The organism is Streptosporangium sp. H13245 (genome assembly GCF_055690525.1).
The window spans coordinates 40,606-65,226 of sequence record NZ_JBSZKT010000002.1; the positions used below are offsets into that span (position 1 = coordinate 40,606).

At 68.6% G+C, this 24,621-nt stretch carries 28 protein-coding genes and 1 tRNA gene; 17 read left to right on the forward strand and 12 right to left on the reverse strand.

Annotated elements, in window-relative coordinates; all coding sequences use genetic code 11:
- The first annotated feature begins 29 nt into the window (after positions 1-29).
- The 5 genes from ACW9TB_RS04170 (at position 30) to ACW9TB_RS04190 (ending at position 3,709) form a co-directional block, all read left to right on the forward strand.
- Positions 30-103: transfer RNA gene (locus ACW9TB_RS04170), tRNA-Arg, on the forward strand.
- A 283-nt stretch (positions 104-386) separates the two neighbouring features.
- Positions 387-647, forward strand: a complete 261-nt coding sequence (locus tag ACW9TB_RS04175; protein ID WP_472746570.1) for a hypothetical protein — start codon at positions 387-389, stop codon at positions 645-647.
- 237 nt (positions 648-884) lie between these two features.
- A complete protein-coding gene (locus ACW9TB_RS04180; RefSeq protein ID WP_472746571.1) occupies positions 885-1,247 on the forward strand; it encodes a hypothetical protein in 363 nt (120 codons plus the stop codon).
- 168 nt (positions 1,248-1,415) lie between these two features.
- A complete protein-coding gene (locus tag ACW9TB_RS04185) occupies positions 1,416-1,766 on the forward strand; it encodes an Imm8 family immunity protein (RefSeq protein ID WP_472746572.1) in 351 nt (116 codons plus the stop codon).
- A 1,352-nt stretch (positions 1,767-3,118) separates the two neighbouring features.
- Entirely contained in the window at positions 3,119-3,709 is a 591-nt protein-coding gene (locus tag ACW9TB_RS04190) for a hypothetical protein (RefSeq protein WP_472746573.1), read from the forward strand.
- A 306-nt stretch (positions 3,710-4,015) separates the two neighbouring features.
- On the opposite strand, the gene ACW9TB_RS04195 is transcribed toward ACW9TB_RS04190, so the two are convergent.
- Positions 4,016-4,285 carry a hypothetical protein gene (locus ACW9TB_RS04195; RefSeq protein ID WP_472746574.1) on the reverse strand — a complete coding sequence of 90 codons (270 nt, stop codon included), beginning with the start codon at positions 4,283-4,285 and terminating at the stop codon, positions 4,016-4,018.
- A gap of 194 nt (positions 4,286-4,479) precedes the next feature.
- Between ACW9TB_RS04195 and ACW9TB_RS04200 the strand changes: the two genes are divergently transcribed.
- Positions 4,480-4,938 (forward strand): VOC family protein, encoded by a 459-nt coding sequence (locus ACW9TB_RS04200; protein ID WP_472746575.1) that lies wholly within the window; start codon positions 4,480-4,482, stop codon positions 4,936-4,938.
- A gap of 58 nt (positions 4,939-4,996) precedes the next feature.
- Here ACW9TB_RS04200 and ACW9TB_RS04205 read toward each other — a convergent pair whose 3' ends face one another.
- Positions 4,997-5,182: a hypothetical protein gene (locus ACW9TB_RS04205; RefSeq protein ID WP_472746576.1), complete on the reverse strand. Its 186-nt coding sequence runs from the start codon at positions 5,180-5,182 to the stop codon at positions 4,997-4,999.
- Between the two features lie 289 nt (positions 5,183-5,471).
- On the opposite strand from ACW9TB_RS04205, the gene ACW9TB_RS04210 reads away from it, so the two are divergent.
- From ACW9TB_RS04210 to ACW9TB_RS04240, 7 genes are all read left to right on the forward strand, one after another.
- Positions 5,472-5,609 (forward strand): hypothetical protein, encoded by a 138-nt coding sequence (locus ACW9TB_RS04210; protein WP_472746577.1) that lies wholly within the window; start codon positions 5,472-5,474, stop codon positions 5,607-5,609.
- A 231-nt stretch (positions 5,610-5,840) separates the two neighbouring features.
- Positions 5,841-6,086 carry a hypothetical protein gene (locus tag ACW9TB_RS04215; RefSeq protein WP_472746578.1) on the forward strand — a complete coding sequence of 82 codons (246 nt, stop codon included), beginning with the start codon at positions 5,841-5,843 and terminating at the stop codon, positions 6,084-6,086.
- A 307-nt stretch (positions 6,087-6,393) separates the two neighbouring features.
- Positions 6,394-6,990: an RDD family protein gene (locus ACW9TB_RS04220; RefSeq protein WP_472746579.1), complete on the forward strand. Its 597-nt coding sequence runs from the start codon at positions 6,394-6,396 to the stop codon at positions 6,988-6,990.
- A 278-nt stretch (positions 6,991-7,268) separates the two neighbouring features.
- Positions 7,269-8,189, forward strand: a complete 921-nt coding sequence (locus ACW9TB_RS04225; RefSeq protein ID WP_472746580.1) for a TIGR03620 family F420-dependent LLM class oxidoreductase — start codon at positions 7,269-7,271, stop codon at positions 8,187-8,189.
- A 171-nt stretch (positions 8,190-8,360) separates the two neighbouring features.
- A complete protein-coding gene (locus ACW9TB_RS04230) occupies positions 8,361-8,648 on the forward strand; it encodes a hypothetical protein (protein ID WP_472746581.1) in 288 nt (95 codons plus the stop codon).
- A 265-nt stretch (positions 8,649-8,913) separates the two neighbouring features.
- The gene (locus tag ACW9TB_RS04235) at positions 8,914-9,537 is read left to right on the forward strand and encodes a histidine phosphatase family protein (protein WP_472746582.1); all 624 of its coding nucleotides are present in this window, start codon (positions 8,914-8,916) and stop codon (positions 9,535-9,537) included.
- Positions 9,538-9,593: 56 nt separating this feature from the next.
- A complete protein-coding gene (locus ACW9TB_RS04240) occupies positions 9,594-9,929 on the forward strand; it encodes an SCO4225 family membrane protein (protein WP_472746583.1) in 336 nt (111 codons plus the stop codon).
- A 57-nt stretch (positions 9,930-9,986) separates the two neighbouring features.
- Here the strand turns inward: ACW9TB_RS04240 and ACW9TB_RS04245 are convergent, their stop codons facing one another.
- Positions 9,987-11,804 (reverse strand): adenylyl cyclase, encoded by a 1,818-nt coding sequence (locus ACW9TB_RS04245; protein ID WP_472746584.1) that lies wholly within the window; start codon positions 11,802-11,804, stop codon positions 9,987-9,989.
- Between the two features lie 278 nt (positions 11,805-12,082).
- Positions 12,083-12,328 (reverse strand): hypothetical protein, encoded by a 246-nt coding sequence (locus ACW9TB_RS04250; protein ID WP_472746585.1) that lies wholly within the window; start codon positions 12,326-12,328, stop codon positions 12,083-12,085.
- A gap of 55 nt (positions 12,329-12,383) precedes the next feature.
- On the opposite strand from ACW9TB_RS04250, the gene ACW9TB_RS04255 reads away from it, so the two are divergent.
- Positions 12,384-12,902: a nuclear transport factor 2 family protein gene (locus ACW9TB_RS04255; protein WP_472746586.1), complete on the forward strand. Its 519-nt coding sequence runs from the start codon at positions 12,384-12,386 to the stop codon at positions 12,900-12,902.
- 233 nt (positions 12,903-13,135) lie between these two features.
- Here the strand turns inward: ACW9TB_RS04255 and ACW9TB_RS04260 are convergent, their stop codons facing one another.
- Complete coding sequence (locus tag ACW9TB_RS04260) at positions 13,136-15,394, reverse strand: family 2 encapsulin nanocompartment cargo protein terpene cyclase (RefSeq protein ID WP_472746587.1); 2,259 nt, start codon at positions 15,392-15,394, stop codon at positions 13,136-13,138.
- Positions 15,395-15,607: 213 nt separating this feature from the next.
- Positions 15,608-15,820, reverse strand: a complete 213-nt coding sequence (locus ACW9TB_RS04265) for a hypothetical protein (RefSeq protein ID WP_472746588.1) — start codon at positions 15,818-15,820, stop codon at positions 15,608-15,610.
- Positions 15,821-16,078: 258 nt separating this feature from the next.
- On the opposite strand from ACW9TB_RS04265, the gene ACW9TB_RS04270 reads away from it, so the two are divergent.
- A complete protein-coding gene (locus ACW9TB_RS04270) occupies positions 16,079-16,945 on the forward strand; it encodes a hypothetical protein (protein ID WP_472746589.1) in 867 nt (288 codons plus the stop codon).
- Positions 16,932-18,116: a helix-turn-helix domain-containing protein gene (locus tag ACW9TB_RS04275; RefSeq protein ID WP_472746590.1), complete on the forward strand. Its 1,185-nt coding sequence runs from the start codon at positions 16,932-16,934 to the stop codon at positions 18,114-18,116. Before ACW9TB_RS04270 ends, ACW9TB_RS04275 begins: the two co-directional genes overlap by 14 nt.
- A 74-nt stretch (positions 18,117-18,190) precedes the next feature.
- Here ACW9TB_RS04275 and ACW9TB_RS04280 read toward each other — a convergent pair whose 3' ends face one another.
- The 6 genes from ACW9TB_RS04280 to ACW9TB_RS04305 form a co-directional block, all read right to left on the reverse strand.
- The gene (locus ACW9TB_RS04280) at positions 18,191-18,415 is read right to left on the reverse strand and encodes a hypothetical protein (RefSeq protein ID WP_329084567.1); all 225 of its coding nucleotides are present in this window, start codon (positions 18,413-18,415) and stop codon (positions 18,191-18,193) included.
- A gap of 214 nt (positions 18,416-18,629) precedes the next feature.
- Complete coding sequence (locus tag ACW9TB_RS04285; RefSeq protein ID WP_472746591.1) at positions 18,630-19,100, reverse strand: hypothetical protein; 471 nt, start codon at positions 19,098-19,100, stop codon at positions 18,630-18,632.
- 146 nt (positions 19,101-19,246) lie between these two features.
- Complete coding sequence (locus ACW9TB_RS04290; RefSeq protein WP_472746592.1) at positions 19,247-20,089, reverse strand: SAM-dependent methyltransferase; 843 nt, start codon at positions 20,087-20,089, stop codon at positions 19,247-19,249.
- Positions 20,090-20,204: 115 nt separating this feature from the next.
- Positions 20,205-21,119: a helix-turn-helix domain-containing protein gene (locus tag ACW9TB_RS04295; RefSeq protein ID WP_472746593.1), complete on the reverse strand. Its 915-nt coding sequence runs from the start codon at positions 21,117-21,119 to the stop codon at positions 20,205-20,207.
- Between the two features lie 178 nt (positions 21,120-21,297).
- Entirely contained in the window at positions 21,298-21,975 is a 678-nt protein-coding gene (locus tag ACW9TB_RS04300) for a hypothetical protein (RefSeq protein WP_472746594.1), read from the reverse strand.
- A gap of 213 nt (positions 21,976-22,188) precedes the next feature.
- A complete protein-coding gene (locus ACW9TB_RS04305) occupies positions 22,189-23,682 on the reverse strand; it encodes an Nramp family divalent metal transporter (protein WP_472746595.1) in 1,494 nt (497 codons plus the stop codon).
- Between the two features lie 272 nt (positions 23,683-23,954).
- Between ACW9TB_RS04305 and ACW9TB_RS04310 the strand changes: the two genes are divergently transcribed.
- Entirely contained in the window at positions 23,955-24,464 is a 510-nt protein-coding gene (locus tag ACW9TB_RS04310) for a PepSY domain-containing protein (RefSeq protein ID WP_472746596.1), read from the forward strand.
- Positions 24,465-24,621 lie beyond the last annotated feature (157 nt).

A 24,621-nucleotide genomic window follows, 5' to 3' on the forward strand; every position in this document is an offset into this window, starting at 1 on the left:
CTCCCCGGATCATGCACAATTGAGCGGGAGCACCCTTAGCTCAGCTGGATAGAGCATCGGACTTCTAATCCGACGGTCGCAGGTTCGAATCCTGCAGGGTGCGCAACCAAGACCAGGTCATCCACGCGCTGACCTGGTCTTTTGCTTGTCCGGGGTCCGCCCCCCTCATGCAGCCACAGGCGGCCGAAAGCAGCCGTATGCCACCGCTCGCGGAACATACGCGGAATGCCCGAGGCCCCGTTTTCCCAGGTGAGCCCGAGGACCCCGGAGCCCCGAGGGGCGATCCCGGGGCCGGAACGACGAAGGCCCCCAAAGTGTCCCGGGGTCCTTCATGGAGGCGGTATGGGTAGGTGCCCTGTCGCCTGGCGCGCAGTTAGGGTCACCATGTGGATGAAGCCATGGTGAGTGCGGAAAGGTGGCGTGGACGGGTCCGGGCACGAGGTTCCATCGAGCAGGATCGTGAAGCGCTGGCCCGGCTGATCGAGTACGACCACGATCCGTTCGAGACCGAGTTGTATGAAAGCTCTTCTGATCCGCAGAGCCGGTTGGTCGACAGAGCCGAGAGGTCGTATGCCGGTCAGTACGACCGTCGCCTACGCCGGCTGCGAGAGCGTGCCAGACACGCCGAGGTTGATGTTGATGAATAGGCGTTACGGGATATGTGCGGGATGATCTTCGACGGTTGAGGTACAGAAAGGTGCTGCCGCCCTGGTGAGAGGCCCTGTCTCCGCTGGGAACATGGCCCTCTTGAAAACCGCTACGCCCTGGGAGGGTGCTCGGTTCCGGGATGATCGCCAGTACGTGAGCGCGAGACCGTATGTGGCTGGGATGGACGGAGGGGCGAAGGCTTGCGCAGATGCGCTGGCCCCGGAAATCCTGCGGTCATGCTCACTGTGCGACAGCTTCTCGACCACCTCGAAGGTCTCCCCGACGACACTCCCGTGGTGATCGACGTTCGCCCCGGCGATGAGTACATACGGGTCGAAGACATCGACATCACCACGGAGGAGGACGCAGCAGGAGACCGCACATCCACGGGCGTCAAGCTCGCGACACGCAGAGTTCAGCGAGACGCACTCCGGCAAGAGCTTGGCGAACTACGCTCGGCGCTCTGCTACACCCTCGGGAAATTTCACAGAGAGCCAAGCGGTCCGCAAGGATTGACGATCATCTCCGTACTCACCGACAAGGAGATCTTCAGCGAGATCCGACGACTCCGCACGATCGCCGAACCTGTCGAGCAGTAAAGCTCAGGGCCATGACCACCGTGCCAGTGATCTCGGCGACAGAGAATTCGCCGTGACTACTCGTGACCAGCCTGAATTCCAGTTCGGTGCCCCTACGCGCCATGGTTCATGTACTCCCCAACCTGGCAGCCCGATCATGGCCGCCCCCTGTTGCGCGATCATTGAGTGATGAGAGCACGAGTGGATGCCTTCCGATGGCCGGACCTCGAATTCGGGCGGAGCATCGAGGACCCTGCCCATGCCTGCGAGCTGCTGGAGATGTACGTCGGCGCGCAGGGAGAGCCGGGCGAGGAACGGTTCCAGCTCACCGTCTGCACCCCATCGGCCCTCGCCGATCAGCTGCGACGTCACCCTTTTCTCATCGGCCGCCACCGGCTCTTCGTGCCCGAGCTGCGTCCCGACGAGGTGACCAGGTGGCTGAGCGACCGGATTGCGGTGCTGGAGGCTCCGACGTGGGGCGAACTCGCCGAGAAGATCGGCCGGATCGGAGAGTGGGAGTTTGAGGACTACGACGGTTGAAGCCCCCGAGTGGGTTGCAGTTCACCGCCGCACTATGCCGTTCCAGGCGGACCGTCCGGACGTATTGGTCCAGGTGGAACCGATCGGGACGGCCGAGATCCGAGCTGCTAACGCGGTTGGGGTTTACGGCACCTGTCTGATCGCGCGGCACATCAAGCAAGATCCGGAAAATATGCGGAACACGGATACCGCACACGAGAACATCAGATGCCTTAACCGCAGGTCAGCCTGTCGTCCGGCGTACGAACAACGCTCCACTTCTAATCCGACGGTCGCAGGTTCGAATCCTGCGGGGTGCGCAACCAAGACCAGGCCATCCACGAGCTGACCTGGTCTTTCGCTTGCCAGGGGCATACACCCATCAGGCAGCCGCAGGTGACCGAAAGCAGCCGTCCGCCACGGTCGCAGACCGTACGCCGAATGCCCCGGGTCCTGTTCGCCCAGTTGAGACCAGGAGTCCCGGAGGTTCACGCAACGATGCCGAGTCCCTCGACGCAGGTCACGGGTAGCCTGCGATGCCGAGTCGTGGCACCATGCGGATCATGACAACCCGAAAGGCCGATGCCGCGTAGACGGCCGAGAGTCCTCCGCGCATACCTACGGATGAACCGCCGGAAATACCGCCCCGCTCCCCAGATTCCCGGTGTATCCAGCCGAACCCGCGCGGCCATCGCACATATCGAGTTCCAGCACAGCTGGCTGGGACCCGGATCCGTTGCCGCAGCCCTCACCGAATACCGGTGGTTCCTCCGCCAGCCAGGCCGCTACCTCTACCTGCCCGAACCGGCCTGCCCCTGCTGCGACCCCACAGAAGCCCGAGACATCCTGGAATACGCCCTGAGACGCCTCAGACGCTCGGCCAAGGCGGAGCTCTCACAACTCGTGGCGAGAATGGACGAGGAGTTCTACCGCCGAACACTCCCCGACCCCCAGCCACACCGACAACCCGGCGCCTTCGGCGGATGGTGGTACCACCGCATTTACGAACGATGACCGGCCTCCGCTCGCGAAACTCAACAAAACGATCGACCACCCAGCGAGCGGCCGTCACCGGATCACCCGTGGGACAGCAGGCATAGCGTCGAAGACGAGCCCGCCCCGCCTCCTATCAGGCCCCCGGCGAAACATCTGGCCGTCGGTCCACATGACCAACCCGCACCAGACCGGCACCAACGTCGGCCCGTACCCGTCGTGAGCATCCGAGGCAACATTCAACGCGTAGCCCGCACCTGGTTCTCCGCTCGATGTGGGCCCGCTGAGCATGGTGGATATGGAGAGAAACCATGCAGACGGCGTTAAATTACCTGTCCAGGTGTAGCTTGGCCGCTCGTAGCCGCAGAAGACTTCACGCCGTGTCGACTGCATCCAGCGAGAAGAAGCCACCGAGTCGGCCAGTGCTCAAAGTGGTGTCACTCGCGTGGCTCGTGCTGGTGGCGCTGGAGTACTTCTGGATTCCGATGTTCAGGGTGTCCGAGCTGTTCGCCTGGCTTGCGATCACAGCGGTCTGGTTGTGGGTGATCACCCGGTCGACCGCGGCGGTGATGACCTATCTGTCCCTCAGGGACTACGGCCGCTGTGTCGCCACGCTGTTGCTTGCCCTCGGTGCCGGAGCGGTGATCAGAACCGCTGACTGGGAAGCCCTGTATGCGGAGGGCCTGGTCTGGGCGCACCGGGACGCGTTCGCCGAACTCGCCGCCGATCACGAACACCACCGGACGCTCACCGTGCCCGACTGGATGGGGTATCTGTCGATAGACGGCCAGATACGGCCACAACGCGACGTTCTCTATCTGCCGGTGTTCGAGGATTGGCGGGCGGAGAGCGGCAGGGGCATCGCCTATATACCGGGTTCCGATGGCCGAGGCGCGACAGTCCAAACGGCAAGCGGTGACCTCGGCAACGCCATATACGATCTTGGAGACGGTTGGTGGTGGGTGGAGTAGGCGTCGGATTGATCTTCTGGTCCATAGGTTGGGTGATCCGCCGAGTTCCAAGACACCGTCGCCGCGCCAGTGCTCTGACGCGTTGCCGTACGGCTCACCATGCGGGTGCGGGGGCGGGCTTCCCAAGCGGATCACCACGAGGAGTATGGGCGGCTCACGCGAGCACCGGAAGTCCATTTCCAGGAGCCATCTTGGGAGGCATCGAGCCGTACGATCCCAGACTGAGCTGGACTGATATGAATGGGCGTTCCTTGCACGATCTGCGCGGTGAACTGCTCTGAACGCCTTTGATGATCGTTCGGGAATCTACGGATTAGAAGGCGGGGCCGCACGCTCGATCCAGGAGCGCAGCCGCTGGAGGACCTCGCGCAGGTAGGTGTCATCGGCGAGGCCGGGAGGTGCCCATGCTTCCGTCCTGAGTTCGCTCTCGGTGTCGAGTTCGGCCCAGAACTCCTCGAACGAGTCCCTGATGCTCAGCTCGCGCGGATCGGCGGCTTCGAACAGGCCGCGCAGGTCTTCGGCCAGCTTGGGCAAGGAGATTTCACCCGAGTCGTGCAGGTCAAGCAGAGCGGCCATTTGACTAATGAGCGCGCGTTGATAGTCCTCCACAGCGTCACCTTACGGTCGCAGGCTCGAATCCTGTGGGGTGTGCCAGTAATCAAGGCTTGACCTGTGTGTCCTGGCCTTACTGATCGCTGCGTTCAGTGAGTCCCGGGGCAGGTTCGTGAGGAGCCCGGGATGTACGATCAGCGGTTATCAAGGAAGAGCCCGTGGTCCACGTCGGCCTGGTCGTCATTTACACCGATCGGCTCGATGCCTGCCGCGCTTTCTACGCAGGTCTCGGTCTCACCTTCGCTGAGGAGCGGCACGGCGCCGGGCCCAGCCACTACGCCGCCGCTCTCGGCGACCTCGTGTTCGAGCTCTACCCCGCCAGCAGCCGCCGCCCCGCCACCGGAAGTCTGCGTCTCGGCTTCACCGTGCCGGTCGGCTCCGCCGCCCAGGCTCTCGCGCCCGGTCGGCACATCCTCACCGACCCCGATGGACGCACCGTCGAGCTGAACGTCACCCAGGAGCGTGCCCGCGCAGGCCGTGGAGACGACTTCGTGTCAGCGGCGTTGCCGTGTGCAGAGGCGGACGAACAAACCCATCGTGGCGAGGAGCAGGAGGACGAGCGCGATGTCCAGGAAGTTCACCATGCGCGCCCCTCTGCCCCGCTGTGGCGCGAATAGCCCTGCCTGGTCCGATCCGGTTCAGGCGCGTGTCTCCTTCACGCGTCACCGTGCGCCCTCAGGTCACGATCGTTCCGCCGAAGGTGCGCCGCGCCTCGGACGACGCCGCGCCGTCGCAGCAAACCACTGCCCTCGTATCGCCGAAGACGGTCAGTGGAGCGAATCCGAGATCACGAGATGAGTCCGTGAACTTCCTGACCTCGGCGAATCGGTCTTTCGCGTTCTTGAACGCCGTGAAGGTCACGCCTCTGCCGTCGGAGATGTCACACAGGCCATGCTCGGCCCCACGACTTTCGGACGGTACGTACTCAGCCGGAGGTAGGTGGCCGGTCGGGCGTTTGAGGGGGGAATGGGCGCGAAAGGTAAGCGGTTCTGCACGAGCTGGTGTTACATCGGTCGTCTTCTTTCTCCGCTAAGTCGCTCACCAGTCAATTGCAAGTCGAACCACTGATCATGGGCGTCTGAATACCTACTTCTTCGGAGGTCACATGACCGCGACAGCCCGATTCGGGAATCGCCTCGTTCTGGCAGCCTTGGCAGGACTCGTTCTGCTCGGGGCCGGATTCGCCAGCACGAATGCCGACGACGGCGACGTGCTCGCCGGGTCCGGGTTACCCGTCAGGATCACGCTCACCAACACCGCGGAGACACCCGACGCGGCAAGGTCGTAGAACGGCGACGCCCCGCCGCCCCGGAGGGCAGCGGGGCTGTTCGCCCGTGACTGCTTCTGGCCGCACGGTTCGTGTGGCGCTTCCGGACACTGGCGAGCGTTTCGGTATCGACACGTCCCATGTCGGGGCCTTCCCGCAGACCCGGCACAGCGTCTTCTCCATGCGCCGCCACTGGCACGCAGGGCCATCGCCTCGGGCGAACGGCGGCTTCGCTGCCAGGGGTTGACCGCCGTGTCGCACATGGTCCGTCGTACCGGTGAGATCGACGACGTGACGCTGGAGATCCTCCGGCCGCTTCTGCGCGACCCGGACCCTGTGGTTCGCGAGCACGCGGACAGCATCGTCGCCGACGTGTGGATCTTCGTCCCGCATCCCCGTCTACCGGCCTGGTTGAGCAGGCGGCAGAGGCTGCAGAGCGTCAAATGGTGGTTCGTGATGAGGTGGACCGGCATCGGCCTGTACTTCCGCCGACCCTGAACGGAGACCGCCTGCTGTCGATCTCGGGAGAAGCGCTTCTCGAAATCCGGAGGCAGGTGCGGATCGGCCTTCCCTCTCCGATGTGCCCCCCTTCTCCGAGCCCTCTCCGGTGTGTTCCGCACCGCCGTACGTCCTATGTGTTCCGCGCCGCCGGACGGTTCGTTCTCGCTCGGGCGGTGAACGTGTCGCGTGGGTGTCGTTCCCGGTCGTGGCCGCGCCGCGCATTCGCCATACCGGCCAAGGCTCCGCCCATGACCTCCCGTCACTCCGGTCTCGCATGTCAGAACCGTCCGGCACACTTACTGGCATGACAGCCGCCCCCCATGTTTCGGTAGCACCGACTCTTGCCGCGAGGCGTCATCGTTTCGCGGCCTCCCTTATCGACAGCCTGATCTGCCTCGTAGTGGTCTCACCGGTTTACGCGCTGGTCGACGAGGTCGAGGTGTCCGAGGAATCGGTCATCGTCGGTTATCTCAACCCCTACGCGGGGAATCCCAACTGGCCGGTCGAAGTCGCGATCACCCTCTTCTTCACCGCGTACTTCTGGATACAGCACGCGCTGTGGGGCCAGACGCCCGGTAAGCGGCTCTGCCGCCTGAAGGTGGTGTCCAGCGCGACCGGGGAGCCACCGAGCCTCCGTCATGCGGGAATCCGCGCTCTCGCCCACCCCGCCATGATGTCGGTGCCGTATATCGGGTTGCTGCTCAACCTGGTCGACATGTTGTGGATATTCGGCGATTCGAAACGCCGATGCCTTCATGACGTGATTGCCAGAACCGTCGTGATCGACCTTGGCGGCCCCAACAGGAATCGCCGGGGAGGGTCAGGCTTCCTGTTCGGCCTGGGCATCATCGTCGCCCTCTTCGCCGCCTTCGTGCTCGTCTCCCTGCTGGTGGCCCTGTAGCGACCGGTTCCGGGGACGGCACGGGCCGCCCGGTCCACGGTACGACGTTGGGATCCCCCTCTCACGCCGTGGAAAGGCAGTGGAAAGACAACAGGTTCGGTCTGGAATCGGACAAGCCGGCGTGCTGAGGGAGTTCTCCCACTCCCGTGGTCAGGAAGGCTCTGATCGTGACCGGCACCGGGGGGCGGGTGCTCGACGGCCGTGGAGGCCGGGGCACGGGCTCCACGGCCGGCACGGGCGTGTGACCGTCTCAGCCAGGTTCTCCGGAAAGGCCCGCCATGCGGAAGCGACGTACCCCGGTGGTCGACCTGCCCGTTCTCAGGGGGCGCCTGGGCGCGGTGGGGGTGTGGCTCTCGTTCCTGGGCGGGGAGTCCGCCGCCACGAGCCGCAGGGTCGCGGCGGTCATCGAGGACCTCGGTTACGGAGCCCTCTGGATCGCCGAGGTGCCCGGCGGCAAGGAGTCCCTGGTCAACTCCGCGATCCTGCTCTCCGGCACCCAGCGGCTCGTCGTCGCCACCGGTATCGCCAACATCTACGGGCGGGACGCGGCCGCCGCGGTCGCCGGGGCGAACGCCCTGGCCGAGATGTCGTCGGGTCGCTTCGTCCTCGGCCTCGGCGTGAGCCACGCCCCGCTGGTCGCCATGCGCGGACATGACTACGGGCGGCCCACGGAGACCATGAGCGCGTACCTGGACGCCATGGACCATGCGCCCTACGACGCGCCCCTGCCCGAGCCGCCGGCCCGGGTGCTCGCCGCGTTGCGGACGAAGATGCTGCGACTGGCCGCCGAGCGCTCTCAGGGCGCGCACACCTACTTCGTCACCCCCGAGCACACCGCGATGGCCCGGGAGGTCATCGGCCCAGATCCGTTGCTCGTTCCCGAGCAGGCGGTGGTCCTGGAGACCGACGCCGACCGGGCCCGGACGATCGCCCGGGACTACATGGGGTTCTATTTGACGCTGCCGAACTACCTGAATCACCTGCGTACGCTCGGCTGGAGCGACGCCGATCTCGCCGATGGCGGCAGTGACGCCCTCGTCGACGCGATCGTCTGCTGGGGTGACCCGGAAACGATCTCCGAGCGGGTCCGCGCCCACCACGAGGCCGGAGCCGACCACGTGTGTGTCCAGCCTCTGGCCGACGACGTGGAGGGGTGTCTGGACAGCCTCCGGTCGCTCGCCCCGGTTCTCATCCGCTGACGGGCGATCATCCGCTGACGAGCGACGGGCGGGCCGGTCCGGGGGCGCCGCGGAGTTCATGGGCGACGGCGTGAGGCTCATCCGTCGTCGGGCTTCCGCACGCGCGGTCACGTCCGGGGAAACGGCCGGGATGTCAGGATGTACGGTGCTGTGGAGGAGGGCGGACGCCAGATGGCAGACGAGCGGATCACCACAATCGGCAGATGCTACGTATGCAAGCGCACCTTCGGTTTCATCCCCGCGAGCGTCACGACGGTCACGATCGACCCCGAGACCGGTCTTCCCCCCGGCATGACGGTGCTGGCCACCTTCCGTGAGCCGACGCCGGAGGCGACGGCCAGATCGGGTGAGGAACCCATCTGCCCCGACTGCGTGGACAGGGCGAAGCGGTTCCTGGAGTCCTCGCGGCAGCCCCCTCCTCCGTTCGAGACGTGGCGGAGCGACCCCGATCACGACTGACCCCCCGGCCCCGAACGGGTGAGCGCCCGGACTCGAAGCACCCGGACCCGAAGCGCCCGGATTCGAAGCATCCGGCCCCGAAGTGCCCGGTCCTGCTCCGACGAGACACGGCGAGACACGGAGCCGTCCCGCGAAAAGCGCCCGCCCGCCTCGGCGTCCGGCCGAATGACGATCCCGGCCATCGGAGTCACAGAAGGCGATATAAGGGGACCTAAGGCGCGTCCGGCGCCCGTACGAACGTGACCGCTGACAGGAGAATCCGGAGATGGCCGGAACGGCGACCCGCTATCTGTACCTCACCCGGCACGGCGAGGCCTCACCGGTCGAGGGCGAGCTGACGGAGAACGGCCGCCGGCAGGCCGTGCTGCTCGGCAGGCGGCTCCGGGGCGTTCCTCTCTCGGCGATCCACCACGGCCCGCTGCCCCGGGCCGTCCAGACCGCGCGGCTGATCGGCGAGCAGTTGGACGGCGTTCCCCTGCGCGTCTCGGAGGTCGCCGGAGACTACGTCCCCCACACCCCGGAAAGGGAGGAACTGCCGCCCGAGTCGGCCGACCACTTCCTCCGTTTCCTCGGCCTGTTCCCGGCCGGGGAGCGCGAGCGCGGCGAGGCGCTGGCCCGCGAGGCCCTGGACCGGCTGACGGGTCCGGTGGAGGGCGGCGAGGACCGCCACGAGCTGGTCGTCACCCACAACTTCCTGGTCGGCTGGCTCGTACGGGCCGCGCAGGACGCCCCGCGGTGGCGGTGGCTGGGGCTCAACCACTGCAACGCGGCGCTGACGGTCATCCGGTACGCGCCCGGCCGTCCCGCCGACCTCCTCTTCTTCAACGACATGAGCCACCTGCCCGCCGAACTGCGCTGGACCGGTTTCCCCGCCGAGCCTCGCGTGTGAGACGCGTTCCTGGGCGTACCGGGACTTCGGCGGCGGCTCCGGGGCAGAGGTGGAGTATGAGATCAGTTCGCGGCGCGTTCCGCCCTGTGTCCCGGTACCGGCGGGGCACCCTCGCCCTCGTCGTCAGCGGCATCTACGTTCTGCTCGTCATCGCCGGGCTCGTCGTCGTCGCGGTCGGCATGCAGCGGCCGGAGGAGCAGGGCCTGTCGGCGGTCATGTTGATCCTGGTGACCCTGCCGCTCTCGTGGCTGGTGATGATGATTCCCACGGAGGCCCTCCCCGACGGCACGCACCTGCTGCTGCTCGTTGTCGCCGGGCTGGTCCAGGCCGCACTCCTGTGGTTCCTGCTGCGCGGGCCGCGTGAGGACGCGTCCCCCGCGAAGGGGAGATGACGTGCGCCGGCCGGGAAAGCTCCGGGCCGGCGCGTCACCTTCGCGGATCAGTTCAGGTCAGGGGTAGCTGACGACGTTGCTCGTCCCGTACGAACCGACGACGGGGGTGCCCACGTCGTTGATCGTCCGTTCGATGCCGCCGCTGCCGTCGAGGAAGACCGTGACCATGTTGTGGAACCTGGCCCCCGGCGTCCTCGGGACCTCGATGCCGCGGTCCGCGCGGATGTCCACTCCCTGGTTGAAGTAGGAGTAGACGCCCATGCCCCACGCCTCGTGGTTCCGCACCCCGCGGTCGACCTTGTACGACGCCCAGCCCTTGCCGGTCGGGCTGTTCCAGGCGGCCTGGCTCGGCGGGTCGTAGGGGATCTCGCTCTGGTAGAAGATCGTCCGGCCCCTCTCGCCGTTCCAGATCGTCTGGTACTTCTGGTAGTGCTCGACGAACAGGCCGTACGCCGTCACGTCGTCGCCGTTGACCACGACGCCCGTGTCGGCCGTGTTCTGCGTCCAGCCGATCCCGTTGCCGTGGTCACCGCGCCACGCCCAGATGTTGTCGATGAGCGTGTCGTCGCTGTTGACCACGAGGCTCGTCTTCGCCTTGCCCACCCAGGGGCCGCCGATGCGGAAGAAGACGTCCTGCAGCGAGATCGGGTTCCTGGAGTGGTCCCGGTGGCTGTGGCGGTCGCCGACCTCGACGAGCGTCTCGGACTCGCGCCGTCCGGCGTCGACGAGCACGCCCGCGATCCGGACGCCGTCGACGTCCTCGATCCGCAGTGCCGCGTCACCGGTGCCGGGGGCCAGGCTCGGCATGCCCAGGCCGAGCACGACCGTGTTCCTGTGCTTGACGCGCAGCGCCCGGTCGAGGTGGTAGACGCCCGGGGTGAGCAGGAGGTGCTTGCCGCGCGACAGCTGGTCGTTGATCCTGGACGCGCTGTCGGTCGGCTTCGCGATGAAGAAGTCGCGGATCGGCAGCGACGACCCCTGCTGCCGCTGACCGTCGGACCAGGTCGTGCCCGAGGTGTCGCGGCGCAGGGCCGGGACGAAGACCCGGTAGGCGCCCGCGTCGTCGACGTACAGGAAGGGCTTCTCCCGCGTCACGGGGCTGGTGGGCAGCGTCGTGTAGGGCGGGTTCGGGAAGCCCTGCGGGGGAGCGCCCACCACGCCGGAGAACACCTGGTTCCAGACACCGTTGGTCCAGGCGTCGCCGAGCACGCTGTCGCGCGTCAGCCACTGCTGCTGCGAGCCGTTGATCGTGACCCCGTCGACCTTCGAGTCGGCGATGTACCCGCCGCTGGAGAACCCGGCGTTGCCCGGCTCCAGCCAGAGGGTGCCGCGGATGTGGACCCGTCGCATCGGGGACGCCTGCGACACCGCCCACTGGTTGGACCAGTCGGTCGGCGTCACGGACAGGTTCTCGGCGGAGCGCCAGAAGTTGGTGAGCGAGGAGATGCCCGCCTCGGAGTCCGGGTCGGCCTGGCCGATGACCCGTACCGCGCCGTTGATGTCGACGTCGTCGGGTGACTCGCCGAGCCCGGCGACGGTGGTGTAGTAGCCGAGCTTCGCGTTGACGTCGTAGCGGCCGGGCTTGAACAGTACGGCGTACCGGTTCGTGCCCATCTCGTTCTCTTCCTGCTGCGCGAAGAGCTCGTCGAACTTGGCCTGGATCTGGGCGGCGGGTGTCGACGGGTCGTACACGAAGACGTTGGGCCCGAAGTCCGGCGCCCCGCCCGGATGCGCGGCGGCCGGGTTCGCCACGGACACCAGGCTCGTGGCGGTGAGCGCCGCCACCGAGGTGGCCAGCGCGAGGAGACGGGTTAAGGAGATGCCTCTACGTGCGCGCGGGGTCGCACGCACATCCTGGTCACGAGCTGTTCTCATCGACCTGCCTATCGAGAACGGGCGGCGTGACGCCACCGGGATGTCGAGAGAGCGCTCTCTCGGCGCCGCCGGACTTACGTCAAGCCTTAAACGAAGGGGTTGACGTATTTCTATACGGTTAATCACGCTCGCGCTACGGCAGCGCGGCACCTTTGTCGGCCCGTTCCGAACTCCGGCCGGCACGGGGTCCACGTCCGCGGAACGGGCAGCGGACTGCCTGGCCGTGAGACCCCTCCGCCTTCTTGAGCCCCCGATCCGCCAGCCGTCTCGGCACGCGCTCACCCACGGGTGATGGACAGGCGCATGCTCCGGTAGTCGAACGTGATGGCGTACGGCTTGAAGAACTCGTGGCTGAAGTTGGCGATCAGGGTGATGCCGCCCGCCTGCTCGGTGATCCGCACCGTGGTGTCGAGGGCGACGCCGATGCCGCCGGTGTCGGCTCTACCGGCCAGACGCGGCGGGCGAGGACGGCCAGCCCACGAGCGCGTTTCCAGCGCCGTCCCCGGGTCCCCGAGGCCAGGCATCGAGAGGTCCGATTACCGCCAGCGCGGGATTGACCGTGTCGGCGACACTGAAATCATGATCACGAAAGGTTCGACGGAGAAGCAGGCCGGTGGATCGCGCGCGGACGGGCGATCTCAGGATGACGCCTGGGCGGTGATGGAGAGGTTTTACGCGGCCGAGGCCGCGTATGTGGCCGCGGGCGGGTTCGGCAGGGCCGACTATGACGAGGTCGCCGCCTACCTGGACCCCGAAGTCGTACTGCACCAGGCTCCCGGATTGCCGTTCACCGGAACGGGGACATGGCGGGGCCGGGACGGCATGGAGCGGTTCCTGGCCGCGTTCAGCGAGGTGTGGGAGTCGATGGAGTTCTTGGAACAGGAGCACTGGGGCGCCGGTGACACCGTCGTCGTGCGGAACCGGGTGCGCTTCCGTGCCCGTGCCACCGGCCGGGAGGTCGACACCCTGATCATGCAACTGATCAGGGTCAGGAACGGGCGCATGCTCGAATGCCGCCCGTTCTACTGGGACCCCTCCGCCATCGCCGACGCCTGCGCCTACCGGCCACACGGTGACGGTGTCGGCTCTGCTGCCTGAGCCGTGCCGCGGGAGACGACAGGCCCGGCCCCCGGGTCCCGTCTCCCGAATCGGCTCCGGGGCGTGTCCCCCGGCCGGACTCTCCGGGACGGGATATCGCGGACGGCGCTCGGCCGCTGTGAGGCCGGAGGTCAGCGGCGTGGTCCGGCCCGCCACCGCCTCGACGGTGATCCGGACCGGCCCGGCGCCCGCGACCGCCGCCGTCGGCGGGATCTCACGGCCGCCGGGCGGCATCAGGAGGAGGCGCCGCGGACGGCCCGCGCGGCGGACCCGGGTCCGCCGATGTGGGCGGCGAGGGTCCCCAGCCCGGTGGGACGGCCGACCGGGCGGGCCCTCGCGGGCGGGTGGTGCAGCTCGGACTCGTCGTAGCGGCGGGTCCTCATGTGCCACAGCAGCACACCGGCCATCCAGTCCTGCAGCTCCACCACGTATCCGTTGAGCGTCTCCCTGGCCTCCCCACCGAGGTCGAAGTCGTCGAGGAGAGCGGGAAGCTCGGTGGCGACGATGTGCTCGAACTGTCGCATCCTGGATGTCAGCAGGTCGTTGACGATGTCGGCGGCCCGCCGCGGATCGCAGTTCAGGAAGTCCTGGACCACCAGGACGCAGTTGTGCAGCTCGCCCTCGAACTGGATCTCCTTCTGGTACGAGCAGAGGTCGTTGACCAGGCAGGCGTAGTCGGCGGCCGAGTCGTCCAGCCCGCGCATCGTCCGGGTGCCGTAGATCTCGGGCGGCACCGCCTGGCCGTGGGTCAGCCTCGACAGGCTCATCGTGAGGTCGGAGCCGAAGGTCTTGCGGCGCATCTCGACGTAGTCGACCGGATCGGGGACCCGGTTCTGGATGTGGTTGGCCAGCTCCCACAGCCAGCTCTCCAGCATGTCCTCGACGGCCCGGCGGAACCCGGCCCGCGCGGCCTCCGCCATGGGGGCCGCCGTACGGGACCACAGGTCGGCCAGGCCCCGCTCGATCGGGTTGACCGGCGGCGGGGTGGCGGAGAGGTCGAGCGGCATGAACGCCGACAGCCGCTCGTTGAACGCCTTCGCCCCGGCCATGTCGCGGCGGGAACCGAACACGACGGGGAAGTAGTCGTCGGCGTAGGTGCCCCAGGTGAGCCAGAACGTCGAGACGTCCAGCTCGGGACCGGAGGCGTCCGGGTTGATCGCCCCGGCGCAGATGGCGAAGTCGTAGGCGTCGAGCTTGTGCTCGGTCCAGACGGCCAGCCCGGGAAAGCCCGGCAGCTGCTCGAACATCCCCATCTCGCGCGCCCACCTCACCGCGTTGCGGCGGGAGCCGTCGAGGTTGGGATTCATCCGGGCCGTGTACGGCATGTAGATCTCGGGCAGCGGCAGCGGCCCCACCTTCTCGAAGGGGACGCGGGTGTGGCTTCCGACGCCCCCCGGGCCGGTGACGCCGGGCGCCAGCCTGACGCGCGCCGCCGAGACGCCCAGGCCGGTGGGCCCGCCGAGCAGGGCCGGGGCCGCGGGGGCCACGGGGTCCGCCGGGGAGGCTCCGTTCATGTAGCGGCTGGAGCGCATGTGCCACTCGTGGCCGCCCGACTGCCAGTCCTGGAGCCCCTTGACGTACGCGAGGACGTCGAGGCGGGACCTCAGGTCCAGGCCGTGCTCCTCGAAGAGCGGGGGCAGCTCGGTGAGGGCGGTGTTCTCGAACTGGTGCAGCCGGGAGGTGATCAGGTCGTTGACGGCGTCGGCGGCCCGCTGGGTGTCGTAGCCCAGGAAGCGCTCGAAGACCAGGACGCCGTTGCTGAGCTCGCCCTCGTCGCCGACCTCCCGCTCGTAGGAGAAGAGGTCGTTGCGCAGGTGCACCCCGTCGGAGAAGGTGTCTCTCAGCACGCGCATCGGCCTGCTCGCGGCGACGACGGCCGGAACCTCGGCGCCCGCGGCGTGCTCGACCAGGTTCGCCGACCAGGGGGCGCCGCCGACCTTGCGCCGCATCTCGATGTACTCGATCGGGTTGGCGACGCGGCCCGCGTTGATGTTGGCCAGCTCCCACAGGGACTCGTCGAGGAGGTTCTTCGTGCTCTCGGCGAACCGGGCCCGCCAGTCGGCGGACATCGCCGGGATCGTCCGGGCCCACAGGTCGGCCAGGCCGCGCTCCACCGGGTTCTCCGGCTCGGGGGGAGGCCCCGTGGGACGCACCGGCATGAAGGCCGCGAGCCGGTCGAGGTACTCCTTGGCCCCGGACAGGTCGCCGCTGCGCTTGAAGGTCTCCAGGAAGTGGTCGTCGAAGAAGAACACCCACACGTACCAGTCGGTGATGAGGTCGAGCTCGGGGGCGGGGGCGTCGGGGTGGGTGTAGGCGCACAGCAGGCCGTAGTCCATGGCGTCGAGCTTGTGCTCGTCCCAGATGCCGAGGCCGGGGTCGAGGATGCCCATGTCGTACGCCCAGGCCCTGGTGTGCTCTCGCGCGGTCTCCACGTGGGGGTTCAGCCTGGCCGGGTACGGCAGATAGAAGTCAGGGAGCTCGAAGGGTTGCATGTTCTGTCCTTCCATATCTGACTTCGACGCTTTCGAGAACGCCCTGGGCATCGGACGCCGGGACCGCGACGGAGTAGCGGGGGGATGGATCGGCGAGGCGCCCGCCCTTCGACGACCTCGCCAGCCAGAACGTTACGCAATGGCCACGGAGAGTGAAAGCGATTACCGCGAATACTCCGTACCCCGCTCCGGGCCGGAGCGGGGGAAGGCCGGTCAGGACATCTGGTGCGCGCCGGCCGGTGTCCCGGCCAGGACGGGACGCCGCGCCCCGGCCGCGAGGTCGCGGAGCATGTCGGCGAACGCGAGCGCCTGCTCCGGTGTCATGCGGGGCTCGGTGCCGACGTAGAAGACCACGATGTCGCCACTCGGGGACGTCGTGGCCGTGAACGGGAGAGACGGGGAGATGACCATGATGGGACTCATCATCACCTGTCCCACCGACAGTTCGCAGTTCCTTTACGCGCGGCACGAGAGGCGTACAACATCAACTAGAGCCTTCGCGGGAGTATGATGCGCGGAAATGAAGTGTCGGCGACGATCGCCCGACGCGGAACGAAGCGTGAGCGGAGGTCGCCGATGGGCGCGGGATCGTCGTTGCCGCACCGGGAGGAACCGGGCCGGACGGGGTCAGGCCAGAGGTCAGAGCAGAGGCCGGGCCAGGGGTCGGCTCAGGAGACGGGCCGGATGTCGGGCTGGGCGAGTGAGCGGTTCGGCGACCGCGCCGACGTCGTACGGCGGCAGCTGGCCGCGTCGCTGCTGGAGGCGATGGGCAACGCGCAGGACGCGCAGAGCTCCGGGCAGAGCGACAAGCGGTACACCTACGGCTTCACCATGATGGCCAGGCGCTACGAGGCGCTCGCCGAGGGGCTGCGCGACGAGCCGGGTTTCCAGCTGGTCAGGCCGCACGGCTCGCCGCACCATCTGGTGGTCCTGGGTGGCAACCTGCTGCTGCCCTTCCGCTACGCCGAGGACGACCGCACCCCGATCTCCGAGGCCCGCGTCAGCGACGGCCGCATCTCCTCGCTGGTCCGCGAGCTGTTCGACCGGTTCGGCCCGGCGACCTCCTACCGCCAGGAGGAGCTGGACCTCGCACTCGAAGGGCCCGGGGAGCCCGGGGAGGAGGCCGCCCAGGAGGAGCTGGACCTGACCGCCGGGGCGGACGGGCCGGACGGACCCGACGGGCCCGTCACGGTGCGCCCCGCGCTCACCGGGCTGCCCGGCGACACCCGGCTGATCCCCGTCGCCTACGCGGGCAACGCGCAGGCCGGCCTGCTGCGCCTCTACTGGGGCGAGGCGGAGCTCATCGACGAGTTCGGCAGGATCCGGTGGCTGCACCACGAGCCGATCCCGCTGCCCGCCGCCTCCCCCGGCACCCTTCGCGGCCCGGGGGCGGCCGAGGCCGGTGCCGCGTCGCGCTTCGACGACGGCCTCGTCCCGGCACTCGCGCTGAGCACGAGGTCTCCGGCCGAGCGAAAGAATGGCAAGATCTTCCCCGTAAGCAGCGAGGCACCCGAGGAAACCATGGTCACCGGCGACAATGAGCAACCGTAACCAGACCCCGCTGTTCGGCGCTCCCGGCGTCCCCGGGAGTGGCGGGCCGAGCCCGCAGGCCGTCGCCGACGCGTTCGACCAGGGACGGCTCACCCAGGCGCGGCAGCTGGCGGGGATGACGAAGAAGGACCTGGCCGAGCGGATCGGCGTCACTCCCGCGGCGGTGGGGCAGTACGAGACGGGCATGACCCGTCCCCGGCCCGACCTCGTCCCCCGCCTGGCCGACGCGCTCGGCGTGCCACCGGCGTTCTTCCTGCTGGGCCGTCCGCACGGCAAGCTGGACGGGTCCATGGCGCACTTCAGGAGCCTGCGCTCCACCCGCGCGCACCAGCGGGCCAAGGCCGCGGCCTTCGTCGAGCAGGTGTGGGAGCTGGCGCACGCCCTGGAGAGGCAGGTCAGGCTGCCGCACGTCGCCCTTCCCGGCTTCTCGGGCGGCGAGGTCCACTCCGGCGTGGAGCTGCCCGGCGACCCCGCCCAGGCCGCCCGCGCCCTGCGGCGGCTCTGGGGACTGGGCACCGGCCCGCTGTCGCACGTCGTCCGGCACATGGAGGCCCACGGGATCGTCGTGGTCTTCCCGCCGCCCGACGAGGACGCCACCACGGTGGACGCCTTCTCCACCTCCCAGCTGCCCCGCCCGATCGTGGTGCTCACCGCCAACCGGTTCGACGACATCCACCGCTACCGGTTCACCGCCGCCCACGAGCTGGGCCACCTGGTGCTGCACGGCGACACCGCCTCGGGAGACACCCAGCAGGAGCGGGAGGCCGACGTCTTCGCCGCCGAGTTCCTCACCCCGCGCGACAGCATCCTGCCGGAGCTGCCCGGCCGCCTCGACCTGCGCAGGCTGGTCGAGCTCAAGCACACCTGGGGCGTGTCGGTCGACTCCCTGCTGTACCGCTGCCGCGAGGTCGGCCTGATCTCCGACTCGGCGGCGAGCCGCGCCTACCAGCGGCTCAGGACGCTGCGCGACCAGCCGGGCTTCGCCGCCGAGCCGATCAGCGGCTACCCCGGCGAGCAGCCCGTGCTGCTGCGCCAGGCCTTCGAGCTGGCCGTCTCCGAGACGGGCCTGACCATGGCGCGGCTCGCCGCCCAGCTGGCCTGGCCCGTCTCCCGGGTACGCGAGCTGCTCGACCTGCCCGACCACCGCCCGGCGCTGCGCCTGGTGCCCTGACCCCGCTCCGGCGGGCACCGGTCGCCGGTCCCGCCCGGACGGGAAGGCCGACGATTGTCACCGGCAGGACTGCCCTACTCGCCCTCGACGCGCTCCCTGATCCACTCCAGTCCGTCCTGCCAGGAGGCGAAGGCCTGGAGGTAGCGGCCGTCGCGTGCGTGGAAGGCGTGATACCGGAAATCTCCGTCGCTGCCCGTGCGAATCAGGTCGTAGAGATCGCCCTTGGAGCGATACCACACGCACTCGCCGTCAGCGGGACGCGAGGACGATGCGTAGGCGAACTCACGTGTGATGGACATGGGACGGATGCTACGGACCGGCGAATCAGCAGGCAATGCCGTATCTATTTCATTCAGGGATAAAGTTCGCCCTTCCGGGGGCCCGGCCGGAACCGATCGAGCCGGTCCCCTCGGTCAGCGACGCCGCTCGCACACCCGGCACCGCCGTGACAGGCCGGGGAGCCGGTCCGGTCCGCACCGGGCGCGCTCGCCCGGTGCGGACCGGTCCCGCGTGTCATCCGGCGGGCGGCGGCGTGGGGGTCGGGCTCACCCGGTGGTCGGTCAGGTGCAGGTCCCCGCCGAGCGTCACGCGCAGCTCGTCCAGGACCTTCCTGGCACCGAGCACGGTCCACAGCTCCCCGACCAGGTGGGGGTTGTACTCCGGCGCCTGGTCCATCCACTGGTCCTTGCCGGACTGGGTGACGAAGGTGCTGATGAAGAACTGGCCGACGTCGGTCTTGCAGGCTCCCGTGCGGATGTCGACCGCGTCGACCTGGATCTGGGGCTTGCAGTCGACCTTCTTGGCGAGTTGCTCGACGGTCGGGGGCGGGCCCGAGGGGACCGCGGGGGCCGCGTTTCCGGCCGCGGCGGGGGTGCCCGCGGACTGGTCCGCGCTGCAGGCGAGGGAGAAGGACAGGGCGAGAATCACCGTGGCGACCGCTCGGACGTTCCTGGCGACACCGGTCTGGCGCGAATGTGTCAACATCCTTCAGATACGCTCACCGCCCCCGGCGGGTTCACCGTTCCCCGGCCCGCTGTCGGCCGGGGGCGCTCGAAGGGATCCGAGGGCGTCCAAAGCCGGACCTATCCGTCCGCGCTCCCCGCAAGGAACGCGGACGGGACGTGGCCCCCCTACCGCACCCGTCCGACGGCTCCCACGGTGACGGCGCCCGCTCCCGGCGGGATGACGACGTCACCGGAGTCGGGCCGCCAGTCGTAGACGGGCACCAGGCCGGGTTCGAGCATCTCCAGCCCGTCGAACAGGCCGCGGATCTGGGTGAGGGTACGGGGGAAGATGCCGCCCGCGGTGGTCGTACCGTAGACGCCGCGGCCCTGGCGGACCTGCTCCTCGGTGAGGTCGCCGGAGGTTACGTGGGAGATCACCACGTGGCTGCCGGAGGCCAGCCGCTCCCCGAAGGAGGCGGCGATGCCGGAGACCTCCTTGTCGTCGGCGACGAAGTGCAGGATGGACACCATGAGGACGGCGACCGGCAGGTCGAAGTCGATGCGCTCGCGGACGTCCGGGTGGTCGAGGATCGCCCCCGGCTCCCGCAGGTCACCGGGGATCACGATGGTCCGCGTGTTGTCGGCGAGCAGCGCGCGGGCGTGGACGAGCACGATGGGGTCGTTGTCGACGTACACGATCTGGGAGTCCGGCGCCTCGCGCAGGACGACCTGGTGCACGTTCTCCTGCGTCGGCAGGCCCGTGCCGATGTCGATGAACTGGCGGATCCCCGCGGCGGCGAGATGCCGCACGGCGCGTCCGAGGAAGGCGCGGTTGGAGCGGGCCACGTCCTTGACGTTGGGGACGAGCTCGACGATCCTCTCACCGGCGATCCGGTCGGAGGCGAAGTTGTCCTTACCCCCCAGGTAGTAGTCATACATACGAGCCACACTCGGGACCGTAGGGTCGATTCCCGGCGGAGCCTGCTCGTGCTCAGTCATATCCTCGCCTTCGCCATGTCTTTCCCGCATGGTAGACGAGCGATCGACAGCTTTAGATCATGACCCGATATTTCGGCTTATAGCTGGACAAGATGGCCTCAAGTCGTCAGGAATCTTAATTGCCCTGAAACTATGCCAAGCCACATCAGCCCGCGAGTTCCTCGCGGAGGTCGCGCAGGAACCGCTTGCTCTCGGAGACGGAGTACGCCTGGATGCACAGACGGTCCATGACCTGCATGTAGTGGTCGGTCTCTTCGAGCTTGTCCAGGTAGAGGGCGCTCGTGAGCTGCTCCATGTAGACCACGTCGGGCAGGTCCCGCTCGGGGAAGCGCAGGATGGAGAACGGGCCACCGGCCGCGGCGTGGCCGCCCCGCTCGAACGGCATGATCTGCAGCTTGACGTTGGGCATCTCGACCGCTTCGAGCAGGTGGTCGATCTGGGCGCGCAGCACCGTGGGCCCGCCGATGGGCCGCCGCAGCACGGCCTCGTCCATCACGGCCCAGAGTGTCGGGGCGTCCGGCGCGCTCAGGCGCTCCTGGCGGGCCATCCTGAGCGAGACGCGGCGGTCGACCTCGTCCGCGGCGGCGGCGCCGTGCACGAGCATGATGACGGCCCGCGCGTACTCGGGACTCTGCAGGAGACCGGGGATGAACTGCACCTCGTAGGTCCGGACGATCGAGGCGGCCTCTTCGAGCCCGACGTAGACCTGGAACCAGTTGGGCAGCAGGTCCCCGTACTTGTGCCACCAGCCGGGGGCGCTGGCCTGGCGGGCCAGCGTGAGCAGCGGGGCCCTTTCCTGGGTATCGGTCACCCCGTACATCGTCAGCAGGTCCGCGACGTCGCGTTCCTTGAAGCCGACCCTTCCGAGCTCCAGCCTGCTGATCTTGGCGTGGGAGGCGCGGATGGCGTACCCGGCCTGCTCGCGGGTGATGTCCTTGGCGACGCGCAGCCTCCGCAGCTGGGCGCCGAGCAGAATCCGCAGGATGGTGGGGCCACCGCCACCCGCGTACGCGAGAACGCCACCTTGCGCACCGCTGTCTTCCGCGGCCTGTCTGGCCATCTGAGCTCCCTGTCGCACCTTCCTACGGTGCCACAGTTTCACACATATGGCGTGTTTCGCACAGCTCCGGCGCGTATGCGCTTGCGCAAATACTTGCAACCGTACGTGTGAATCGAGACAAATCTCCCCCGTACCGCGCGTTCCCCGTCCGGCGGAGCGTGTCCGAAACCCCTCTGCGCTACAGTCCCGACGCGAGGTCGTACGCGTCCTCGTACACGTCGTCGCGGAAGGTCCCCCGGCTCGCGGCGGTACGGCGCGACAGCATGCCGCGCACGATGTCGCACAGCTCGCTCGTCTCCCTCGGCGACAGCACCTGGCTGAGACGGCGCTCGACCACGCCCCCGCTCAGCGGCCCCGGCGCGCTCGTCACGTTGAGGTAGCCGGACAGGAACGCGATCCTGAACAGCTTCTCCTGCGAGGGCGACTCGGCGGGGGGCCGCCCGGCCATCTTGACCGGCCCCGCCGCGCCCTCCCCCTCGCGGGACACCTCCAGCCCGGGAAGCAGCAGGTACGCGGCGGCCCGCTGCAGGGCCAGCCCGTACGCGCGCATGGACGCGTCGGGGGAGAAGGAGGCGATCGAGCGGCCGACGGCCTCGGCGGAGTCCGGCGACAGGTCGGCGATGCCAGTCTCCTGGCCGAGGCAGGTGTAGACGCGCACCACCCGCTCCCCCACGTACCCCGGCTGGACGTGCTGGGAGAGCGTGACGGTCACCGTGGATCCGTCGGGGTTGCGCAGCTCCGCGATGTCGGCCGCGTGGGTGACGTACGTGGTGGAGTGCTCCCGCTCGCACCACGAGGGGCACGAGTCCTCGGAGCGGGGGCGAAGAGTCCCGACGGAGGCCGTGATGTCGTCCATCCCAATCCTTCCAGCCTTCCAGCGTGGAGATCCGCGGCATCGAGGGCGCGGGGCACGACAGCGGATCGCGCCCGGCCGCGAGCCGGGACCACAGCTCGGGTCCGGGCTCGCGCCGTCGATGTCGAGGTCGCTTTCACTGGCAGGTACGCAGGACCGGCACGCCGGGTTCAGCCGACGTCACACGCCCAGTCCCCGGGGCCCCGTGGTCAGGGGTCAGAAGGTGATCAGCGGGTCACCGATGAAGTCGGCGATGAAATTCGCGAAGAAGAATCCGAAGAACAGGAAGTTCAGCACCAGGATCACGTAGTGCCACCAGCGGGGACGTGCCGGGCGGGGCAACCTGGCGTTGAGGTACATGAGCATGAACGGGTAGATGAGCGCGCCCAGGTTGGACATGTTGGCCGACCACTGCACCAGGCTGATCGGGAGCGCCAGGTGCAGCACGACGGCGATGACCACCATCAGGCCGAACATGAACGGGTAGTAGAACCTGCGGGGATCGCCCTCGATGAGCACCCGCAGCCGGGGGCTGGTGGCGTGGGCGGCGTCGGTCACCACCCGGACCATCGCCTCGAAGATGCCGAGCTGGGTGGAGAAGAGGATCAGCACCCCCAGGATCAGCGCGCCGACGAACATGGCCTGGCCGTACTCGTCGCCCAGGGCGCTCGCCACGAACGTCGGGACGTTCTCCTGGGTCGGCCGCTCGCCGGACAGCTCGACCGCCCTGGACATCAGGATGGTGGGCAGCAGCATCCCGAGGACGGCCCCGACGAAGAAGACGCCCCACATGTCGACCAGCAGGAGGCGGTACCAGCGGCGCCAGCGGCCCGCGTTGGCCTCGTCGTCGGGGAAGGTCACGCCGCTGGCCAGCAGCTCGCTCTTCGGCCCGCGCATCCCGGCGATGAAGCCGGTCCGGTAGCCCATGCCGTAGCCCTTGTCACGGTAGTGGCCCATGACGTACCAGTTCAGCCCGGAGGCGAGCGCGGTGAACCCCGCCAGCGCGCCGAGCTGGGTGGCGGTGATCCCCGCCGGTGGCGCCGAGGGGGTGACGAAACCGCGGATCGCGTCCCACCAGATCTCGAACGGCACCACGAACAGGTCGATGACCAGCAGCGCGACCAGGATCGCGCCGACCATGCCCCAGTTGGCGAGTTCCAGGGCCCGGCTGATCCTGCGGGCGGCGGCGGTGATGACGAAGACGAGCAGGAGCAGGCCGATCGCCCACAGCCTCGGCTCCTCGGCCCCGGCGGGCGCGACCTCCCCGTGGATGAGCGCGTAGACGCCCTGCCCCGCGGAGGCGGCCCAGCCCCCGGCGATGAACGCGAAGATCACGACGAAGACCGAGAGCGGCACCCAGAGCTTGAAGCCGGGCGGGACCCGCCCCCAGCCGACCACCGGCGACTCGCCGGTGGCCAGGACGTACCGGGAGCACTCGACGTTGTAGAAGGTCTGCAGGATGGCCGAGACCAGGATGACCCAGCCCACGCCGACGAACCCGTACTGGCCGACGGCCTGCGGCCCCAGCAGCCACTCGCCGCTGCCGATGGAGATGCCGAGCGCGATGAGGCTGGGGCCGACGGCGTACTTGAACAGCTCCTTCTTGCCGAGCCGGGAGACTCCGAAGACCTCCTCGGGCTCGGGCAGGTCCGCGACGGTGAGATCCGGGCGGCTGACTCCGAGCGGATGGGACCGGGTGACTTCTGTCATGGCGATCCTCCAGGGTTGCGGAATCCCCCCTGCTCCGACAGTGATCCTCGGACCGCACTTCGACAAGACCCCATTCGTGATGTCCCGGCTCCCCGTCCCCGCGCGCCCCCCGGCGACCGGACCGGGTTCCGGACCCGCTCGACGGCCTTAACCTGCCTTCCCCGCGCGCCCCCCGGCGACCGGACCGGGTTCCGGACCCGCTCGACGGCCTTAACCTGCCTTTAGGGTTGCCGCAGCGTGCCGCTAACGGGGACCCCGGCAAGCTTTGGGACATGCGAAACACGACGAAACTCACCATCGCCGCCGCCGGACTCCTCGCCGTCGTCTCCGGGGGTGGCGCGGTAGCCTTCGCCGGAACCTCGACGCCCACCCCGGCCCCCAGCGGTACGGCGACGACTCCCGCGCCGGTCGAGGAGACGCCCGGGACCGGCACCGCTCCCGCGACCCCCGCGCCCGGAGAGGCGGAGGCCAAGGTCAAGCGGGACGCGGCCATCAAGATCGCTCAGGACAAGGTGCCCGGCGCCAAGCTCGTCAAGGCCGAGTTCGACGGCGACGAGACGCCCACCAGCTGGGAGGTCGAGTTCCTCCAGGGTGACGTCGAGCACGAGTTCGACGTCGACGCCACCACCGGCGCGATCCTGGAGCAGGACCAGGAGACCGAGACCGCCGCCGAACGGGCCGCCGACGCCACCGATGACGCCAACGGCACCGACGATGACACCGACGACGACCGGGACGGCCAGAACGGCCAGGACGGTCAGGACGGCCAGGACGACGACTGACGGGAAGGACCCCGGGCCCGGGCCCGTGACGCCTCGCGTGTCACGGGCTCGGTGCCCGGACACGGGAGCAGGTCATCGACGCGGGGTGCCGGTGACCTGCTCCCGGCATGTGGGCACCACCCTGGACGGTTCCGGGAAGAACCGGCCACGGTGACGG

Bases quoted from the DNA above. Each gene is read 5' to 3' on its own strand.
- ACW9TB_RS04180 (WP_472746571.1), top strand. From the start codon at position 885: ATGCTCACTGTGCGACAGCTTCTCGACCACCTCGAAGGTCTCCCCGAC.
- ACW9TB_RS04185 (WP_472746572.1), top strand. From the start codon at position 1,416: ATGAGAGCACGAGTGGATGCCTTCCGATGGCCGGACCTCGAATTCGGG.
- ACW9TB_RS04230 (WP_472746581.1), top strand. From the start codon at position 8,361: ATGGCAGACGAGCGGATCACCACAATCGGCAGATGCTACGTATGCAAG.
- ACW9TB_RS04280 (WP_329084567.1), bottom strand. From the start codon at position 18,415: ATGTCCATCACACGTGAGTTCGCCTACGCATCGTCCTCGCGTCCCGCT.
- ACW9TB_RS04305 (WP_472746595.1), bottom strand. From the start codon at position 23,682: ATGACAGAAGTCACCCGGTCCCATCCGCTCGGAGTCAGCCGCCCGGAT.
- ACW9TB_RS04220 (WP_472746579.1), top strand. From the start codon at position 6,394: ATGACAGCCGCCCCCCATGTTTCGGTAGCACCGACTCTTGCCGCGAGG.
- ACW9TB_RS04265 (WP_472746588.1), bottom strand. From the start codon at position 15,820: ATGATGAGTCCCATCATGGTCATCTCCCCGTCTCTCCCGTTCACGGCC.
- ACW9TB_RS04195 (WP_472746574.1), bottom strand. From the start codon at position 4,285: ATGGCCGCTCTGCTTGACCTGCACGACTCGGGTGAAATCTCCTTGCCC.
- ACW9TB_RS04300 (WP_472746594.1), bottom strand. From the start codon at position 21,975: ATGGACGACATCACGGCCTCCGTCGGGACTCTTCGCCCCCGCTCCGAG.
- ACW9TB_RS04295 (WP_472746593.1), bottom strand. From the start codon at position 21,119: ATGGCCAGACAGGCCGCGGAAGACAGCGGTGCGCAAGGTGGCGTTCTC.
- ACW9TB_RS04270 (WP_472746589.1), top strand. From the start codon at position 16,079: ATGTCGGGCTGGGCGAGTGAGCGGTTCGGCGACCGCGCCGACGTCGTA.
- ACW9TB_RS04275 (WP_472746590.1), top strand. From the start codon at position 16,932: ATGAGCAACCGTAACCAGACCCCGCTGTTCGGCGCTCCCGGCGTCCCC.
- ACW9TB_RS04235 (WP_472746582.1), top strand. From the start codon at position 8,914: ATGGCCGGAACGGCGACCCGCTATCTGTACCTCACCCGGCACGGCGAG.
- ACW9TB_RS04310 (WP_472746596.1), top strand. From the start codon at position 23,955: ATGCGAAACACGACGAAACTCACCATCGCCGCCGCCGGACTCCTCGCC.
- ACW9TB_RS04290 (WP_472746592.1), bottom strand. From the start codon at position 20,089: ATGCGGGAAAGACATGGCGAAGGCGAGGATATGACTGAGCACGAGCAG.
- ACW9TB_RS04225 (WP_472746580.1), top strand. From the start codon at position 7,269: ATGCGGAAGCGACGTACCCCGGTGGTCGACCTGCCCGTTCTCAGGGGG.
- ACW9TB_RS04255 (WP_472746586.1), top strand. From the start codon at position 12,384: ATGATCACGAAAGGTTCGACGGAGAAGCAGGCCGGTGGATCGCGCGCG.
- ACW9TB_RS04245 (WP_472746584.1), bottom strand. From the start codon at position 11,804: ATGAGAACAGCTCGTGACCAGGATGTGCGTGCGACCCCGCGCGCACGT.
- ACW9TB_RS04285 (WP_472746591.1), bottom strand. From the start codon at position 19,100: ATGTTGACACATTCGCGCCAGACCGGTGTCGCCAGGAACGTCCGAGCG.
- ACW9TB_RS04250 (WP_472746585.1), bottom strand. From the start codon at position 12,328: ATGCCTGGCCTCGGGGACCCGGGGACGGCGCTGGAAACGCGCTCGTGG.
- ACW9TB_RS04240 (WP_472746583.1), top strand. From the start codon at position 9,594: ATGAGATCAGTTCGCGGCGCGTTCCGCCCTGTGTCCCGGTACCGGCGG.
- ACW9TB_RS04260 (WP_472746587.1), bottom strand. From the start codon at position 15,394: ATGCAACCCTTCGAGCTCCCTGACTTCTATCTGCCGTACCCGGCCAGG.